This window comes from Chromobacterium sp. HL1 (assembly GCF_057418835.1).
Genome location: NZ_CP162399.1, coordinates 2,765,421 through 2,779,831 on the forward strand (window position 1 = coordinate 2,765,421; position 14,411 = coordinate 2,779,831).

At 67.8% G+C, this 14,411-nt stretch carries 17 protein-coding genes; 7 read left to right on the plus strand and 10 right to left on the minus strand.

Annotated elements, in window-relative coordinates; genetic code table 11:
• Positions 1 to 2: 2 nt before the first annotated feature.
• From AB1Z25_RS12380 to hmpA, 3 genes are all read right to left on the minus strand, one after another.
• On the minus strand, positions 3 to 860 hold the full coding sequence (locus AB1Z25_RS12380) for an endonuclease (protein WP_107799633.1): 858 nt from the start codon (positions 858 to 860) through the stop codon (positions 3 to 5).
• Positions 861 to 956: 96 nt separating this feature from the next.
• Positions 957 to 1,406: an Rrf2 family transcriptional regulator gene (locus AB1Z25_RS12385; RefSeq protein WP_107799634.1), complete on the minus strand. Its 450-nt coding sequence runs from the start codon at positions 1,404 to 1,406 to the stop codon at positions 957 to 959.
• A 198-nt stretch (positions 1,407 to 1,604) separates the two neighbouring features.
• Positions 1,605 to 2,822 (minus strand): NO-inducible flavohemoprotein, encoded by a 1,218-nt coding sequence (gene hmpA / locus AB1Z25_RS12390; RefSeq protein WP_253314867.1) that lies wholly within the window; start codon positions 2,820 to 2,822, stop codon positions 1,605 to 1,607.
• Between the two features lie 249 nt (positions 2,823 to 3,071).
• Between hmpA and AB1Z25_RS12395 the strand changes: the two genes are divergently transcribed.
• The 7 genes from AB1Z25_RS12395 (at position 3,072) to crcB (ending at position 8,522) form a co-directional block, all read left to right on the plus strand.
• Complete coding sequence (locus AB1Z25_RS12395) at positions 3,072 to 3,863, plus strand: oxygen-binding di-iron domain-containing protein (RefSeq protein WP_107799636.1); 792 nt, start codon at positions 3,072 to 3,074, stop codon at positions 3,861 to 3,863.
• Positions 3,856 to 5,241 (plus strand): type IV pilus assembly protein FimV, encoded by a 1,386-nt coding sequence (locus tag AB1Z25_RS12400; protein WP_486635367.1) that lies wholly within the window; start codon positions 3,856 to 3,858, stop codon positions 5,239 to 5,241. The genes AB1Z25_RS12395 and AB1Z25_RS12400 overlap by 8 nt, the downstream gene beginning before the upstream one ends.
• 8 nt (positions 5,242 to 5,249) lie before the next feature.
• A complete protein-coding gene (locus tag AB1Z25_RS12405) occupies positions 5,250 to 6,302 on the plus strand; it encodes a hypothetical protein (protein ID WP_486635368.1) in 1,053 nt (350 codons plus the stop codon).
• Positions 6,303 to 6,320: 18 nt separating this feature from the next.
• Positions 6,321 to 6,869, plus strand: coding sequence for a GTP-binding protein (locus tag AB1Z25_RS12410; RefSeq protein WP_107799639.1), 549 nt, complete (start codon positions 6,321 to 6,323; stop codon positions 6,867 to 6,869).
• Entirely contained in the window at positions 6,866 to 7,498 is a 633-nt protein-coding gene (locus AB1Z25_RS12415) for a peptidase M23 (RefSeq protein ID WP_486635369.1), read from the plus strand. The genes AB1Z25_RS12410 and AB1Z25_RS12415 overlap by 4 nt, the downstream gene beginning before the upstream one ends.
• 48 nt (positions 7,499 to 7,546) lie before the next feature.
• Positions 7,547 to 7,909, plus strand: a complete 363-nt coding sequence (locus tag AB1Z25_RS12420) for a roadblock/LC7 domain-containing protein (protein WP_048410238.1) — start codon at positions 7,547 to 7,549, stop codon at positions 7,907 to 7,909.
• A gap of 223 nt (positions 7,910 to 8,132) precedes the next feature.
• Positions 8,133 to 8,522, plus strand: a complete 390-nt coding sequence (crcB, locus tag AB1Z25_RS12425) for a fluoride efflux transporter CrcB (RefSeq protein WP_107799641.1) — start codon at positions 8,133 to 8,135, stop codon at positions 8,520 to 8,522.
• Between the two features lie 129 nt (positions 8,523 to 8,651).
• Here crcB and pcp read toward each other — a convergent pair whose 3' ends face one another.
• From pcp to pxpB, 7 genes are all read right to left on the minus strand, one after another.
• The gene (gene pcp, locus AB1Z25_RS12430) at positions 8,652 to 9,296 is read right to left on the minus strand and encodes a pyroglutamyl-peptidase I (protein ID WP_474453719.1); all 645 of its coding nucleotides are present in this window, start codon (positions 9,294 to 9,296) and stop codon (positions 8,652 to 8,654) included.
• Positions 9,293 to 10,303, minus strand: a complete 1,011-nt coding sequence (locus tag AB1Z25_RS12435) for a DUF2891 domain-containing protein (RefSeq protein ID WP_486635370.1) — start codon at positions 10,301 to 10,303, stop codon at positions 9,293 to 9,295. Before AB1Z25_RS12435 ends, pcp begins: the two co-directional genes overlap by 4 nt.
• Before the next feature lie 9 nt (positions 10,304 to 10,312).
• Positions 10,313 to 11,299, minus strand: coding sequence for a DUF979 domain-containing protein (locus AB1Z25_RS12440; protein ID WP_486635371.1), 987 nt, complete (start codon positions 11,297 to 11,299; stop codon positions 10,313 to 10,315).
• A complete protein-coding gene (locus AB1Z25_RS12445; protein ID WP_107799645.1) occupies positions 11,296 to 12,009 on the minus strand; it encodes a DUF969 domain-containing protein in 714 nt (237 codons plus the stop codon). Before AB1Z25_RS12445 ends, AB1Z25_RS12440 begins: the two co-directional genes overlap by 4 nt.
• A 63-nt stretch (positions 12,010 to 12,072) precedes the next feature.
• On the minus strand, positions 12,073 to 12,810 hold the full coding sequence (gene pxpA, locus AB1Z25_RS12450) for a 5-oxoprolinase subunit PxpA (RefSeq protein WP_253314439.1): 738 nt from the start codon (positions 12,808 to 12,810) through the stop codon (positions 12,073 to 12,075).
• A complete protein-coding gene (locus AB1Z25_RS12455) occupies positions 12,795 to 13,727 on the minus strand; it encodes a 5-oxoprolinase subunit C family protein (RefSeq protein ID WP_486635372.1) in 933 nt (310 codons plus the stop codon). The genes pxpA and AB1Z25_RS12455 overlap by 16 nt, the downstream gene beginning before the upstream one ends.
• A complete protein-coding gene (gene pxpB, locus AB1Z25_RS12460; RefSeq protein ID WP_227107880.1) occupies positions 13,720 to 14,382 on the minus strand; it encodes a 5-oxoprolinase subunit PxpB in 663 nt (220 codons plus the stop codon). Before pxpB ends, AB1Z25_RS12455 begins: the two co-directional genes overlap by 8 nt.
• Between the last annotated feature and the right edge of the window lie 29 nt (positions 14,383 to 14,411).

A 14,411-nucleotide genomic window follows, 5' to 3' on the forward strand; every position in this document is an offset into this window, starting at 1 on the left:
GCTCAAGCGCCGCACAGCTCGGCCAGCCGCTGCGGCTCCGCCACCAGGAAATTGCCCTCGCCCTGCAGTTGAACGATGCGCGCGTCGCGGCGGCGCTCCCAGGCGTTAACCGGATACTGGCGCGCCCAGGCGCACATCAGTTGCTGATCCTGACGGCTCATGCGCAGCTGGTAGCGCGCGTGCATGTACAAGGTGATGCGCGCCGCCGCGCCGCGTACTTCCTCGCGCGGCTGGAAACGCTTGTTGCCGAAATCCGTCACCGATTGGCATTGGCCGTACATGGTCGCCGGCTTGCGGCTCCACGCGCCGTAGGCGAAGTTGGCGCGGTCGCCGTTGACCTCGCCCACCGCCGGCACCAGATTGTTCAGATCGCCTTCCGCCATGCGGAACACCGGATCGCTGGACGCGCAGTTCTTGCGGCCGCCCTGCTGCCAGCATTGGCGCTGATGGCCCAGATTCCAGGCCGGCACCACGTGTTCCCACTCGATGCGGCTGGCACGGGTTTCGGACTTGCGCGGCACATAGCCGCAGGACGCCCAATCCACCGCCTTGCCGCGGTAATCGCAACCGCAATAGAAGTCCTGTTCCATGCCGGAGAACACCCGCGGCAGCACTTTCTTGGCGTTGGAAAAATCGCGGTGCCCCACTTGCTTGACGCCGCTGACCAGCTGCGCCGCCTGGACCCGGCCCGGCGCGCCGGCCTCGGCCGCGGGCCGCGTCGCCTGCTCCAGTTGGCGCACCACGGCCGCTCCAGCCTTGGCCAGGGTTTTGACTTCCGCGGATTGGCTGATTTTTGAAAATTCGGCCGCGTCGCAGCCGGCCAACAATAAAACGACGGGGAGAAGGATGGGATAACGCATGGCGGGCAGTGTAAGTACCCGCCGCGTTCACGACAATAAGATACAAAAAATATTACAAATGATAATCCATGTGAATCTCAACAAAATACGCCAACATCATTTTGAGACAGACAAGGGCTGCCGATGCAGCCGGACGATGGCCTCGCCGGTGGGCGCGGCCATCATATCGCGCAAGGTGTATTGGTCCAGCGTACGGAAAAACGCCGCCAGCGCCTCGTCCAGCGCGCCCTTGAGCCTACAGCCCGGCCGCAGCGCGCACGGTGGGTCCGCGCAATCTATCAACTGCGACAGTCCTTCCAGCGTGCGCACCACCTCGCCGACGCGGTAGCGCTCCGGCGCCCGCGCCAGCGCCAAGCCGCCGCCCTTGCCGCGGCTGGTCTGCAGCCAGCCCTGCTGCGCCATGAAGTGGACGACCTTGACCAGATGGTTGCGCGACACTTCGAAACGGGCGGCGATTTCGGGAATGGTGGCCAACTGCCCCTCTTCCTGCCAGGTCAGATACATCAGCACGCGCAGGCCGAGATCGGTAAAACGGGTCAATTGCATGATCTTAAAAACCTGTTCAAAGCCTCGCGAGCCAGCGCGAGACAAGGCAAAAATGGCTGAAGAAGCGAAGTGTACACATGGTACACCAGCATTCTAAAACTGTTTTCAAGGCCCTTTCCGGCCCTATCGCGGACGCGCGGCGGACATTGAACAGGTTCTAAAGCCCGCCGCTCAATAGAGCGCGGGCCTTGCCGCGGCTCAGCCGCCGACGGCGTTGGAGCCGAACACCTCGAAATGCACTCGTTCCGCCGCCACGCCCAAGTCCAGCAGGCTGGCGCGCTGCGCCAGCATGAAGCCCACCGGGCCGCACAGATAATAGTCGGCGTCCGGCAGCAGCGTCATCTCGCGCAGCTGGCTCAGTTGCAGGCGTCCCTGCTGCTGATAGTCCCGGTCCAACACGTCCTCCGCGCGCGGCGCCTCGTAGCAGACATGGGCGCGCAGCTGCGCGTGGCGTTCCTGCATCTGGCGCAAACCGTCGCGCATCGCGTGCGCGCCGCCGTGGCGAGCCGCGTGCAGGTAGCGGATTTCGCGGCGGCTGCCGGTTCTCAGCAAATGCCGCAGCATGGACAGCATCGGCGTCTGACCGACTCCGGCGCTGATCAGCACCACCGGGCCGTCTCGCTCTTCATGCAGGAAGAAATCGCCCTGCGGCGCGCTCAGCTCCAGAATGTCGCCCTCCCGTTTTTCCGCGTGCAGCAGATTGGATACTCGCCCCGCCGGCTTGCCCTCGCCGCCGTCCTCGCGCTTGACCGAAATGCGCAGATATTCGTCGTTGGGCGCGTCGGACAGGCTGTACTGACGCGGCTGGGCCAGCCCCCATTCCTCGACAAAGCATTTGACCGACACATACTGGCCGGGCCGGAAGCCAGGCACCGCGCCGCCGTCGGCCGGCGCCAGATAGAAGGAAGTGATTTCCTCGCTCTCCGCCACCTTGCGCGCGATGCGAAACGGCCGCCAGCCGGCCCAACCGCCTTCGGCGTTGGCGCTGGCGCGGTACAGTTCTCGCTCCTCCGCGATCAAGATGTCCGCCAATTGGCCGTAGGCGGCGGCCCAGGCCGCTATCAGCGCCGGCGTCGCCGCCTCGCCCAGCACTTCCTGGATGGACGCCAGCAAATGCTTGCCGACGATGGGGTAATGCTCGGCGCGGATGCCCAGGCTGACATGCTTGTGCGCCACCCGGGTCAGCACCGGCGCCAACGGCGACGGGTCGTCTATGTGCTGGGCGTAGGCCAGCACCGCCATGGCCAGCGCCTGTTGCTGCTGGCCGGAGTGCTGATGCCCCTGGTTGAAGATGTTTTTCAGCTCCGGGTTATGGCTGAACATGCGGCGATAAAAATGACTGGTCAGGCTCAGGCCGTGTTGCTGCAACACAGGAACGGTGGCTTTGACCAGGGCGCGGGTTTCGGGACTCAACATGGCGGGCTCCTAAAGATGTGTGCTTAATACATTTTATTGTGGGTAAAAAACGCCGACTCGGCGCCGGTCGGCTTAAAGATGTAAAAATAATACATCTTTATGGCGACGCTGTCACCGCCGCGTAAAAATATTCCTTCCGGGTGAGCTTGACCCAGGTCAAGACCCCAACCATACCGCTTGCATAATATCTGCGCATTCTTACGGCATAACACGTCCATTCGCGGGCGGGCCAAGCAAACGGGGCGGTTCATGGCATTGGTGCTTTACGACGACGGCAATCACAAATGCGTCGCCTTCACCGAACTGGTGCAGGGCGAAGGCATACAATCCAATCAGTTCGCCATCATCGACCAAGGCGAGGGCATTCTGCTGGACCCCGGCGGCAACCTCACTTACAAGCATCTGATCGCGGAACTGGCCGATTACTTCCTGCCCTCCCACACCCGCTACATCTTCGCCTCGCATCAGGACCCGGACATCATCGCCTCGGTGGGCGGCTGGCTGCTGATCACCGACGCCCAGGTGATCATCGCCGAAGAATGGACCCGCTTCCTGCCCCACTTCTGCATGCGCGGCGCCACCGCCGGGCGGCTGGTGGCGATTCCGCCGCGCGGCATGTGGATGCGGCTGGGCGGCGCGGACCTGCAAATCGTGCCGGCCCATTACTTGCACACGGTCGGCTTTTTTCAGATCTACGACCCGATCAGCAAGATCCTGTTCTCCGGCGACATCGGCGCCTCCTTGATGGACGGCCACGCGGCCGGCCTGCCGGTCAGCGACTTCGACGCCCACCTGCACGACAGCCACATGCTCGCCTTCCATCGCCGCTATATGTCCAACAACAAAGCCTGCCGGCTGTGGGTGGACATGGTCCGCCGGCTGGACATCGAATGGATCGTGCCGCAACACGGCGGCTCCTTCCAGGGCAAGCCCATGGTGAAGCGTTTTCTGGATTGGTTCGAAACCCTGGAATGCGGCACCGATCTGATCGGCCCCGCCGATTTCACGCCGCCGCCGCGCGAGGCGCCGCGCCATGACTGACTGGCTGCCGCAGAACCCCGTCGATCTGGTCGTCGGCCTGGCGCTGGCCATGGGCCTGCTCGCCTTGCTGGCCGCGCTGCGCTGGCAGGCTCGCCGCGACCGCGCCGCCCAAGCGCGGGACGAGGACATCTCCTTGGCCGAGCCGGACCCAACGGACGCCGGCGACGCCGAGCAGCCCTATCAGGTGGACGAGCTGGATTCGCTCGCCGAAGTCGACATCTTCATCGAGTTCGGCTATCTGGAACAGGCGGCGCAGGCCCTGCGCCACTATGTGGACAGGCAGGCGCCGCACTCCTCCAAGCAGTTGCTGCGGCTGGCCGGCCTCTACCTCAAGACCGGCGCGCTGGACGACTACGCCGCGATGCTGGAACGACAGCACGATCTGGCGCTGATCGGGCGGGAAGCGCTGGAACAAGCGGTGGAAGCCGGCCTGCGCGTCGAGCGCAATCAGCTGGCCCTGCGCGTGCTGGCGGAACAAAGGCTGGGCTGGGGACCTGAGGCCATCGGCCTGCGCCTGGGCGATGACGCGCCGGAACTGGCGGCGGAAGACGCCGAGGAAACCACGGCAGCCGTCCTCCCCGCCCATCCGTCTCAACCCTCGCCTCCCGAAGCCGGACGGCCGCAAGTCTTGCTGCACGGCTGCGCCCCGTTGTTTCCGCTGAATGAGCGGGAGAAAGACGCCATCGCCGCGCTGCTGCCGGCCGAGCGTCAGGCCAAAGTCTGGCTGCGCTGGCAGGAATACGCGGCGGCGACGGCGGCGCTGGAACAGACGCTGACCTTGCGCCCCCACTCGCTGACGCATTTGCTGGACCTGCTGCACGCGCATTACCGGCAACGCCAGCTGCCGCGCTATGCGCGGACGCTATGGCGCTTCCATCTGGCGCTGGGCGAACACGGCGCCGGCCTCAAGGAACAATTGATCCACGCCGGCTGGCTGCTGGGCGCCCATCCGGTGCTGGACCTGCTGGCGCGACGCCCGGACAGGCCGGAACTGGAACGCATCGGCCGCAGCTTCGGCTTCAGCGGCGCGCCTCCGGCCGTCGCGCCTCAGCGCCGGCCGCTGGTGACGCGGCGGACCGAGACGGAGGCGCCCGAGAATCTGGACGCGCGCGGCGAAGCCGACGCCTACCTCAACGAAGGCCAGGTCGACATGGCGATCCAGACCTTGGAGCACGCGGTGCTGAGCCGGCCGGAGGACGCCGCCAACTATCCTCCCCTGTTGCAGCTATACCGCCGCCAGGACGACCGGGCGCGCTTCCAGTGGCTATTGCGGCAACTGCGCGGCCATGTGGCCCAACTGCCGCTGGAAGTCAGCGCGCAGCTGGCCGGTTTCGACGCCGACGCCGGCCCCGCCCGCCGGCGCATGCTGGCCGCCTGAGCACGCCCATGCCGCGCGCCGCCCCTCCCGCCCCCGATATCGCCGTGCTCGCCGTCGGCATGGACGATCGCAAGCTGGCCCTGCTGCGCATGGCCTTCCGCCTGCACCACAGCTTGCGCTACCGTTTGCTCGAACCCCCGTCCGACGAACGCGCGCCGGACCTGGCCATCGTCGATGTCGACAGCCCCGTCGGCTGGCAGGCCTGGGAAACATTCCGCCAGCGTCATCCGGCGCTGCCGGCCCTGATCGTCGCCGCGACGCCGCCGGAGCGCGCGCCCGTCCCGACGCTGGCCAAGCCGTTGCGGGTGGAGACCCTGTTTCCTCAACTGCAAGCGGCGCTGCGGCGCGCGCCCGACGCGGCAAGGGCAGCGGAAGCGTTCCCGGCGCCCGCGCCCCGGCCCGAACCGGTCGCCGCTCCGGCTCCGCCGCCGTCCATGCCGTCGATCTCCATCGCCCGCTTCGACCCCCGACGCGGCCTGCTCGGCGCGACGACGCGGCTGGCGCGCCAGCCTCGGCCGGCGCTCTTGCTGGCCGAGGGCCGGCCGCTGCTGTGGCTGCGGCCGGACCGCGCGCAAGCGCAATGCCTGCAGCCGGCGGAGCAATTGCGCGAGCTGTGCCGGCAAGACGCGCCCGCGCTGCACGCTCAAGCCGCCGGCGCCAGCGCCGGCGTCATCACCCAGCCGCTGCCGGCGCTGCTGTGGCAGTTGGCGATCTGGAGCAGCCAGGGCCGGCTGCCGGCCGGCATCGGCGCGGACACTCCGCTGCGGCTGAGGCAGTGGCCCAACCTGACCCGGCTGGCGGCGCTGCCGGACGCGACGCGACTGAGCGCGCTGCTGACCAAGACACCGGCCACGCTGCGCATCATCATCCGGCTGCTGCGCGTCGATCCCGAACACGCCTGCACCTTCCTCTCCGCGGCCCACGCGCTGGGCCTGCTGGACTGGAACAGCGACGCACCGCCCCTGAAAGTGATCTCCAGCGCGCCGGTGCGCCCCGACGCCGTCGCGCCCGAACGCGCCGGCCTCCTGTCCCGACTCTTGCAAAAAGTGACCCGTTTGTGAGCCTCACGACCTTCCATCATGCGCAGCCCAGATAACAAAATCCTCTTCGCGGGCCCGGTGGGCGCGGGCAAGACCACCGCCATCGCCGCCATCAGCGACATCGCCCCGATCCGCACCGACGCCAAGGCCAGCGACATGACCTTGCATCGCAAGGACCACACCACGGTGGCGCTGGACTACGGCATGTTGCGCCTGGACGCCGACACCAAGATCCACCTCTACGGCACCCCCGGCCAGGAGCGTTTCGACTTCATGTGGGACATCGTCAGCCGCGGCAGCATCGGCCTGATCCTGCTGCTGGACCACAGCCGCGCCAATCCGCTGCAAGACCTCGGCTTCTTCCTGCGCGCCTTCGAGCCGCTGCTGCGTCGCGCGCCGCTGGCGCTGGGCGTCAGCAAGACCGACCTCGCGCCGCTGTCCGCCACCGCCGTCTACGCCGACGCCCTGGCCGCCCGCGGGCTGAGCGCGCCGGTGTTCGAAGTGGACTGCCGCCGCCGCGAAGACATCAAACAGCTGCTGCTGGCGCTGCTGTACTCGATAGACCCTGGCCTGGGAGAACCGCAATGAAAGAAGAACTGCGTCTGAGCGGGCCGCTTTATCCAATGGCCACGCCGGCCGGCGCCTTTTACGCCGTCGCCGGCGCGGAGGCCGACCTGACCCGCCGTCTGCTGCTCAACATCCTGCGGCTGGGCCATGCGGTGCCGCTTAGCGAACCTTTGCTCAGCGAATGGTGCGACGACGAACTGGAACAAGCGCTGGCCACCCTTTACCGCTTGCAACGGCTGGAATTCGTCCACGGCACCGCCGAGCCGCGGCCGGCCGCCGCCGGCAACCTGGAAAGCCAGTTGCCGGAGCTGCTGGCGGCGCTGTCCGGCAGCGGCCAGGCGCTGCTGGCCGACGACAACGGCCTCTATTACGCCACCGCGGGCTTCCGCCACGAAACCGCCGAGGAAATCGCCGCGCTGGCCGGCGACCTTATGTCCTTGAGCCGCCGGCATCACCTGCTGCTCAAAAACCACCTCAACCTGGGCAGCGCCGCCTGGGCCTCGGTGGATCCGGCCGGCCGCAGCCAGCTGGCCTTTTACCCCTTGCACGTGGCGCAGCAGGCCTTCGCGCTGATCATAGGCGGCGAACCGCGGCTGCAAAGCGAAGCCTTCGTCGGCCTGGTGGAGCTGCTGGTGCGCCGCTACGCCTGAACCCCGGCCGCGCGGCGGCCGGCGCATTGAACAATCCAGGAGAAACCCATGCGTGAACAAATGCTCAAATCCATTCTGAGCGACCTCAACGGCGCGTCCGCCGACATCGAAGCGTCCGCCATCATTTCCGCCGACGGGCTGACCATGGCGGCGCTGCTGCCGCAAGAGGTGGACGAGGACCGGGTCGGCGCGATGGCGGCGGCGATGCTGTCCCTGGGCGAGCGCACCGCGCGCGAACTGGCGCGCGGCGGCCTGGAACAGGTGATGGTCAAGGGAGAACACGGCTACATCCTGATGAGCCACGCCAGCCCTGACGCGGTGCTGACCGTGATCGCGCGGCGCGAGGCCAAGCTGGGTCTGATTTTTCTGGACGCCAAGCGCGCGGCGCGCAGCATTGCCGAAATCCTTTAAATCAACGGCTCAATGTCTGCTGCGCGTAGGCGGGCTAGCCGGGCAAAGGCCTTGAAAGCCGCTTCGGAAACGCCCATTCCCCCTTGCGCGTTCCGCCTTCTCGGCGGTTTCGCCTGGTCTCGCCCCGGCGCGCGAGGCTTTGAACTCGCTCCGGCAAACCGGCCTATACTTGGCGGCGTCTGGCCGGCACAATAGGGTTTTGCTTTTATGCCAGACCCGCTCCATGTGGAAAACCATACTCGCCATCTCCGTTGGCGCCGCGCTGGGGGCGCTGCTGCGCTGGGCGCTGGGCGTCAAGCTCAACAGTCTGTGGCCCAGCTTGCCGCCAGGCACCCTGGCCGCCAATCTGGTCGGCGGCTACATCATCGGCCTCGCCGTCGCCTTCTTCGCCAGCGCGCCGGGCGTGTCGCCGCTATGGCGGCTGCTGGTGATCACCGGCTTCTGCGGCGGCCTGACCACCTTCTCCACCTTCTCCGCCGAAGTCGTCTCCCTGCTGCAGCAACAGCGGCTGCTGCCGGCGCTGACCGCCGTCGCCGTCCATGTCTGCGGTTCGCTGCTGGCCACCCTCGCCGGCATCGCCAGTTGGCAGTGGCTGCGCGCGCTCAAGAGCTGAACGCCGTCCAAGAACGCGCTTAGCCGTTCACACCGCCAGGCTTCGCGGCGGGGAGCGCGGCATGCGGATACGACACGGCAACGCTTGCAGACCGTACCCGCCGTGCCGCGCCGTGGATCCTACACCGCGCTAATGCGTCGCCCCGCCGGTTTCCACGATGTCCGTCGTCGCCGTCAACGCCGTTTCCAGGGCCAGCCTCAGGCCGGCGACTATCGTCTCCAAGCTCATGCTGGCCGCGCCGGGATGCGCGGCGGCCTGCTCCGGCAGATACGGGATGTGAATGAAGCCGCCGCGCGCGGGCGTTCCGGCCAAGGCGTGCATCAGGCCGTAGAACACATGGTTGCAGACAAAGGTGCCGGCGCTCTGCGACACCGCCGCCGGAATGCCCGCCGCGCGCAGCGCCGCCGCCTGGGCCTTGATCGGCAAGGTGCTGAAATAGGCGGCCGGCCCGCCCGGCACCACCGGCCTATCTATCGGCCGCCGCCCGGCGTTGTCCGCGATGCGGGCGTCGTCGACATTGATCGCCACCCGCTCAAGCGAAAGCTCGGGCCGCCCGCCCGCCTGCCCCACCGCCACGATCAGCGCCGGCCGCAGCGCGGCCATCTCCTCGCGCAACACGGCCAAGGCCTCGCCGAACACGCAGGGCAGCCGCCGCGCCGCCACCGCCGCGCCCGCCAGCGTCTCGCCGTCCAGCCGGCGCACGGCCTCCCACGACGGGTTCACGCTCTCGCCGCCAAACGGTTCGAAGCCCGTCAACAAAATGGTCTTGCTCATTCGCACTCCCCCTCTTCCAAGGCCAGCAGGGCGAAAGTTCCCAGCCAATGCTCGCCGGTGTAATGGCCGCTGACCACATGCGGCAGGCCGGCGTCCAGATGCGCCCGCGCGCTTTGATTCAGCAGAGGCCTCCAAGCGTCATCCGGCGGCAAGGCGGCCGTCAACTGGCGCAAACACCAGGCGCGGCTCAAATTCAGGCCGATGAGGTGACCGATCTTGGGGTCCGAGCCGTCGCTGACCCGGACCGGGCTCAGCAAGGCAGCGCTGCGCGGCAAATCCGGCGAGAAGGCGCGCAGCCAGTCGCGGAACGCCGCAGCCGACAATAGCCGGCCAAGCAGCAAAGCCTGGCACAGGCTGGGCGACAGAAAGTCGTCGCCGCTCGGTTCCAGCCGCGTCGGATAGTCCGCATCGGCCAGGAAGTAACGCCGGGCGGCCGCCTCCAGCGCCTGCGCCAGCTCGGCATCGGCGGCGGCGCGGGCGTAGTCCAGGCTCAGCAGCAAGGCGAAGGCGGTGTTGGCGTGCCCGCCGCCGCGGATCGGGTAATCCTGCAAAGGCAGAAACCTCAGCCAGCGCTGGCGGATCAAGGCCAATAACGGCTGCATCGCCGCCCGCCATGACCCGGCTTGCGGCAGATCCCAGGCCTCCAGCTCCTGCGCCAGGGCCAGCAGCCAGGCCCAGCCATAGGGCCGCTCGAAGCTGGCGCGGCCCGGCGCGGCGAAATAGTCCGCCTCCGCCTGGAAAGCCTGCGGCGTAAAATGGCCGGCGAACAGGGCGGCGATCTCGGCCTGCTCCGGCAAGGCCGGGAAACGGCGAGCCAGCCGCGCCAGCAGCCAGAAGCCGTGCACGGCGGAGTGCCAGTCGTAGCAGCCGTAGAACACCGGGTGCAAATCGCGCGGCGCGCGCGCGTCCTCCGGCCCGTTCAGCAGATGGCTCAGCAGATTCGGATATTCCCGAACCAGGCCGGCCAGCGGCAGCGCCGCCAGCTTGGATGCTTGTTGCGGATTCATGCGGTCTCCTCAACGGAACACGATGAAATACATCAAGAGGATATTCACGCCCAGCAAAGCCAGCGCGGTGGGAATCTGGGTCTTGATCACCAGATATCGGTCCTTCAGCTCCAGCAAGGCCGCCGGCACGATATTGAAATTGGCCGCCATCGGCGTCATCAGCGTGCCGCAATAGCCGGAGTACATGCCTATCGCCACCAGCGGCGCCGCGTCGGCGTGATGGCCGACGATCAGGAAAGGCAGCGCGATGCCGGCGGTCATCACCGGGAAAGCCGCGAAGGCGTTGCCCATGATCATGGTGAACAAGGCCATGCCGATACAGTAGATCGCCACCAGCAGAAAACGATTGCCCGGATCCACGAACAAGCTCACCGCTTCCTGCACCGCCTGGCCGGTCTTGGCGGCGACGAACACCCCGCCCAGCATCGCCAGCATCTGCGGCAGGATGGCGGCCCAGCCGATGGCGTCCACCAGACGGCGCGATTCCCGCACCGCCTGCAGCGGCGTTCCGCCGGTCAGCCTCCAGCCCAGCAGCACCGCGCAAACGCAGGCCACCGCCAAGGCGGCCAGGGTCAGATGCTTCTGATCCAGCAAGGCGAGACCGCCTACCCCCACGCCCTTCAGCGCCAAGGTGCAGGTCACGGTCAGCAGGGGAATCAGCAAGGCGGGCAGGAAGATCTTGTTGCCCAGGCGCTGGGCGGCGTCCTGCCGCTGCCCATCGCTTCTTTGGCCATAACTGCCCGGAGCCAGCAGGCCGGCGCCGGCCAATAGGGCCAGCGCGACAACAACGAGTCCCACCAGGCGGTAGGTCATCGCCTTGCCCAAAACGGCCGTCATCAAGTCCCCGAACAAAAAGGTGGCGCCGAACAAGAACCAGAACAGCGCGGTGGTGTAACGCTTGGGGTTGCCGCGGTCGCGCAGCGTCATGCCCACCAGGAGCATCACCACGATGCCGATCAGATAATAAACGTCATTGATGCTGAACCATGCATTCATGCCGCGGCCTCCTGTTTCGCGCGCCAGGCGGCGATATCGCCTTGCAGACTGGCGTCAAGCCGCGCCAAGCGCGCCATATGGATGATCAGCGCGCTGATGGCGGTGGGAATCGCCCACAGGCCGATGTGCAGCGGCTCGATATTGGCGATGCCGTTTTCCTTGAGGAAGGCGTCCATCAGCAAGACCGCGCCAAAGGCGATGAAGATGTCCTCGCCGAAAAATACGGCGATATTGTCGCAGGCGGCGGCATGGGCGCGGATGCGGTCGCGCAGCGCCTGAGGCAGCTCCCCCAGTTGATTGGCCGCGGCGCCTTCCGCCATCGGCGCCAGCAGGGGGCGCACGGTTTGGGCGTGGCCGCCCAGATTGATCAGGCCCAGCGCCGCGGTCAGCTCGCGCACCACGAAATACAGCATCAGGATGCGCGCGGTGGTGGCGCTCTTGATGCCGGCTATCCATTGCTGCGCGCGCTCTTTCAAACCGTAGCGCTCCAGCAGGCCGATCACCGGCAGGATCAGGATAAAGGTGGCCAATTGACGGCTATTGAGGAATTTCTCGCCGAAGGTTTCCAGCAGCGTCCCCAGGTCCATGCCGACCGCCAGGCCGGTGCTCAGACCGGCGGCGGTGACCACCAGCAGCGGATTGAAGCGCAAAGCGAAGCCCGCCACCACGACGGGAATGCCCACCAGGGGCAGATAGGATGCAAGATCCATGCAGTTTCTCCTTTGTATGATGGAAATGGCCGCCTGCGGACGGCTCTAGTTTCCGGCTAACGCTCACAAGGCGACGATGTTTACCCCCTCCTGTTCCAAGCGTTGGCGCAGCAGCCGCGCGAAGTGCAGCGCGTGCGCGCCGTCTCCGTGCAGGCAAACGCTGTCGGCGCGAAGCGCCAGCTCGCCGCCGTCCAGGCAGGCCACGCGACCGCGCAGCACCAGATCCAGCGTCTGACGCAAAGCCTGCTCCGCGTCTTCGATCACCGCGCCCGGCGTTCCGCGCGGCGCCAAGCTGCCGTCGGCCAGATAGGCGCGGTCGGCGAACACCTCTTCCACCGCCTGCAGACCGTGGCGCCGCGCCGCGCGGCCGGACTCGCCGCCGGCCAGGCCGACCAGCCTCAGCTCAGGATCCCAATCCCTCACCGCGCGGGCGACGGCGTCGGCCAGCGCCGGATCGCGCGCCGCCTGGTTGTACAGCGCGCCGTGCGGCTTGACGTGACGCAGCCGCGTTCCGGCGGCCTTGGCCATGGCCGCCAGCGCGCCCACCTGGTACAACACGTCCTGGTACACCCGCTCCGGCGCGCGCTGCATAGTCCGGCGGCCGAAATGTTCCCGGTCGGGAAAGCCGGGATGGGCGCCCAGCGCCACGCCTCGCCGCGCCGCCGCCTCCACCGCCAGCCACATCTGTTCGGCGTCGCCCGCGTGCCAGCCGCAGGCGATGTTCACCGAACTGACCTGATCCATAATCGCCGCGTCGTCGCCGCAGCCCTCGCCGATATCGGCGTTCAAATCGATCTGCATGCCTGACTCCAGTCCTGTCCCTGCAAGTACCGGCGCAGACGCGCGCGCGCCGTCGCCGCCTGCTGCGCGTCCACCATCTCGAAACGCAGCTTGGCACCCGGCCGCGCCTGCGCCAGCTTCCACAAATCCGCCTCGATCACGCAGGCGATGCGCGGATAGCCGCCCGTCGCCTGCGCGTCCGCCAGCAACACGATGGGCTGGCCGCCCGGCGGCGCCTGCACCACGCCGGGCAGCACGCCGTGGGACGGCAAGTCCCCGTCGGCCTCGCGCGCCAGCGCGTCGCCCTGCAGGCGGTAGCCCATGCGATTGCTCTGCGAGCTCACCGTCCACTCGCCTTCGCTGAAGGCCTGCCGCGCCTCCCGGGCGAATTGCCGCCACTCCGGGCCCGGCAGCGCGCGCAGCGTCGGCGACCAAGCAAGATTGCGCCGTCCCAGCCGGCCAGACAGCGCCGCCGCCGGCCCCAGCGGCAAGCGGTCGCCCGCCTCCAGCGCCCGCCCCATCCAGCCGCCCAGACCGGCCTGCAGATCGGTGGCGCGCGCGCCCAAAGCCAGGGGCGCGTCGATGCCGCCGGCCAGGGCGAGATAGGCGCGCATGCCGTGGCGGCAGCCGCGCAGCAGCAGGCGCTGGCCCGCGCGCGCCGGATAACGCCAGCCGCTCCACACCGGCTCGCCGTCCAGTTCCGCGTCAAAATCCGCGCCCATCAAGGCGAACCAGCCGTCGCGCAGAAAGCGGACGCCAAACGGCCCCAGGGCCACCTCGATGCCGGCCGCATCCGCGGCATTGCCCAGCAGGCGGTTGGCCATGATCAAGGCCGGCGCGTCCAGCGCGCCGCTTTGCGCCACGCCGAGGTGGCGCAAGCCGCGCCGGCCCAGGTCCTGCACCGTGCTTTGAATGCCGGCCTGCGTGATTTCAATCATCTCCGCCCTCCTGCGGCACAAAGCGCACGCTGTCGCCCGGCAGCAGCAGGGACGGTTCCGCGCGCCGCGGATCGAATAATTTCAATGAAGTGCGGCCGATGATCTGCCAGCCGCCGGGGCTGGTCGCCGGATAGATGCCGGTCTGGCCGCCGCCTATGCCCACCGAGCCGGCCGGCACCGCCAACCGGGGCTCGGCGCGCCGCGGCGTGGCCAGGCGCTCGGGCAAGCCGCCCATATAGGCGAAGCCGGGCTGAAAGCCGAGGAAGTACACCACGTAGTCGGCCGCGGCATGAGCGGCGGCGACATCCTCCTCGCTCAAGCCCGCATGCGCCGCCACCGCGGCCAGGTCCGGACCGTGGCGGCCGCCGTAGCGCACCGGCACGTCCACCCGCCGCAAGCGAGGCTCGGCCTCTTGCGCCGCCGCCCAGCCGCGGCGCAAGCGCTCCAGCCAGGCCTCGCCGTCGTCGGCGTCCGGATCGAAAATCAAGGTGAGATTATTCATGCCGGGCACCACGTCGATCAGCCCGGCCGCGCCCGTCAGCGTCTGCGCCAGCCACCAGATGCGGCGCTGACACGCCAGATCGGCCGGCTTCGCGCTCTCCAGCACGGCGGCGCGTTCGCCCAGCAAGTAATAGCGCATTGGGTTCGATGCCAAACCATTCTCCATATGCAACCGTCCGCCTC

Excerpts from the sequence above, each read along its gene's own strand:
- AB1Z25_RS12380 (WP_107799633.1), bottom strand. The coding sequence starts at position 860 with ATGCGTTATCCCATCCTTCTCCCCGTCGTTTTATTGTTGGCCGGCTGC.
- AB1Z25_RS12385 (WP_107799634.1), bottom strand. The coding sequence starts at position 1,406 with ATGCAATTGACCCGTTTTACCGATCTCGGCCTGCGCGTGCTGATGTAT.
- hmpA (WP_253314867.1), bottom strand. The coding sequence starts at position 2,822 with ATGTTGAGTCCCGAAACCCGCGCCCTGGTCAAAGCCACCGTTCCTGTG.
- AB1Z25_RS12395 (WP_107799636.1), top strand. The coding sequence starts at position 3,072 with ATGGCATTGGTGCTTTACGACGACGGCAATCACAAATGCGTCGCCTTC.
- AB1Z25_RS12400 (WP_486635367.1), top strand. The coding sequence starts at position 3,856 with ATGACTGACTGGCTGCCGCAGAACCCCGTCGATCTGGTCGTCGGCCTG.
- AB1Z25_RS12405 (WP_486635368.1), top strand. The coding sequence starts at position 5,250 with ATGCCGCGCGCCGCCCCTCCCGCCCCCGATATCGCCGTGCTCGCCGTC.
- AB1Z25_RS12410 (WP_107799639.1), top strand. The coding sequence starts at position 6,321 with ATGCGCAGCCCAGATAACAAAATCCTCTTCGCGGGCCCGGTGGGCGCG.
- AB1Z25_RS12415 (WP_486635369.1), top strand. The coding sequence starts at position 6,866 with ATGAAAGAAGAACTGCGTCTGAGCGGGCCGCTTTATCCAATGGCCACG.
- AB1Z25_RS12420 (WP_048410238.1), top strand. The coding sequence starts at position 7,547 with ATGCGTGAACAAATGCTCAAATCCATTCTGAGCGACCTCAACGGCGCG.
- crcB (WP_107799641.1), top strand. The coding sequence starts at position 8,133 with ATGTGGAAAACCATACTCGCCATCTCCGTTGGCGCCGCGCTGGGGGCG.
- pcp (WP_474453719.1), bottom strand. The coding sequence starts at position 9,296 with ATGAGCAAGACCATTTTGTTGACGGGCTTCGAACCGTTTGGCGGCGAG.
- AB1Z25_RS12435 (WP_486635370.1), bottom strand. The coding sequence starts at position 10,303 with ATGAATCCGCAACAAGCATCCAAGCTGGCGGCGCTGCCGCTGGCCGGC.
- AB1Z25_RS12440 (WP_486635371.1), bottom strand. The coding sequence starts at position 11,299 with ATGAATGCATGGTTCAGCATCAATGACGTTTATTATCTGATCGGCATC.
- AB1Z25_RS12445 (WP_107799645.1), bottom strand. The coding sequence starts at position 12,009 with ATGGATCTTGCATCCTATCTGCCCCTGGTGGGCATTCCCGTCGTGGTG.
- pxpA (WP_253314439.1), bottom strand. The coding sequence starts at position 12,810 with ATGCAGATCGATTTGAACGCCGATATCGGCGAGGGCTGCGGCGACGAC.
- AB1Z25_RS12455 (WP_486635372.1), bottom strand. The coding sequence starts at position 13,727 with ATGATTGAAATCACGCAGGCCGGCATTCAAAGCACGGTGCAGGACCTG.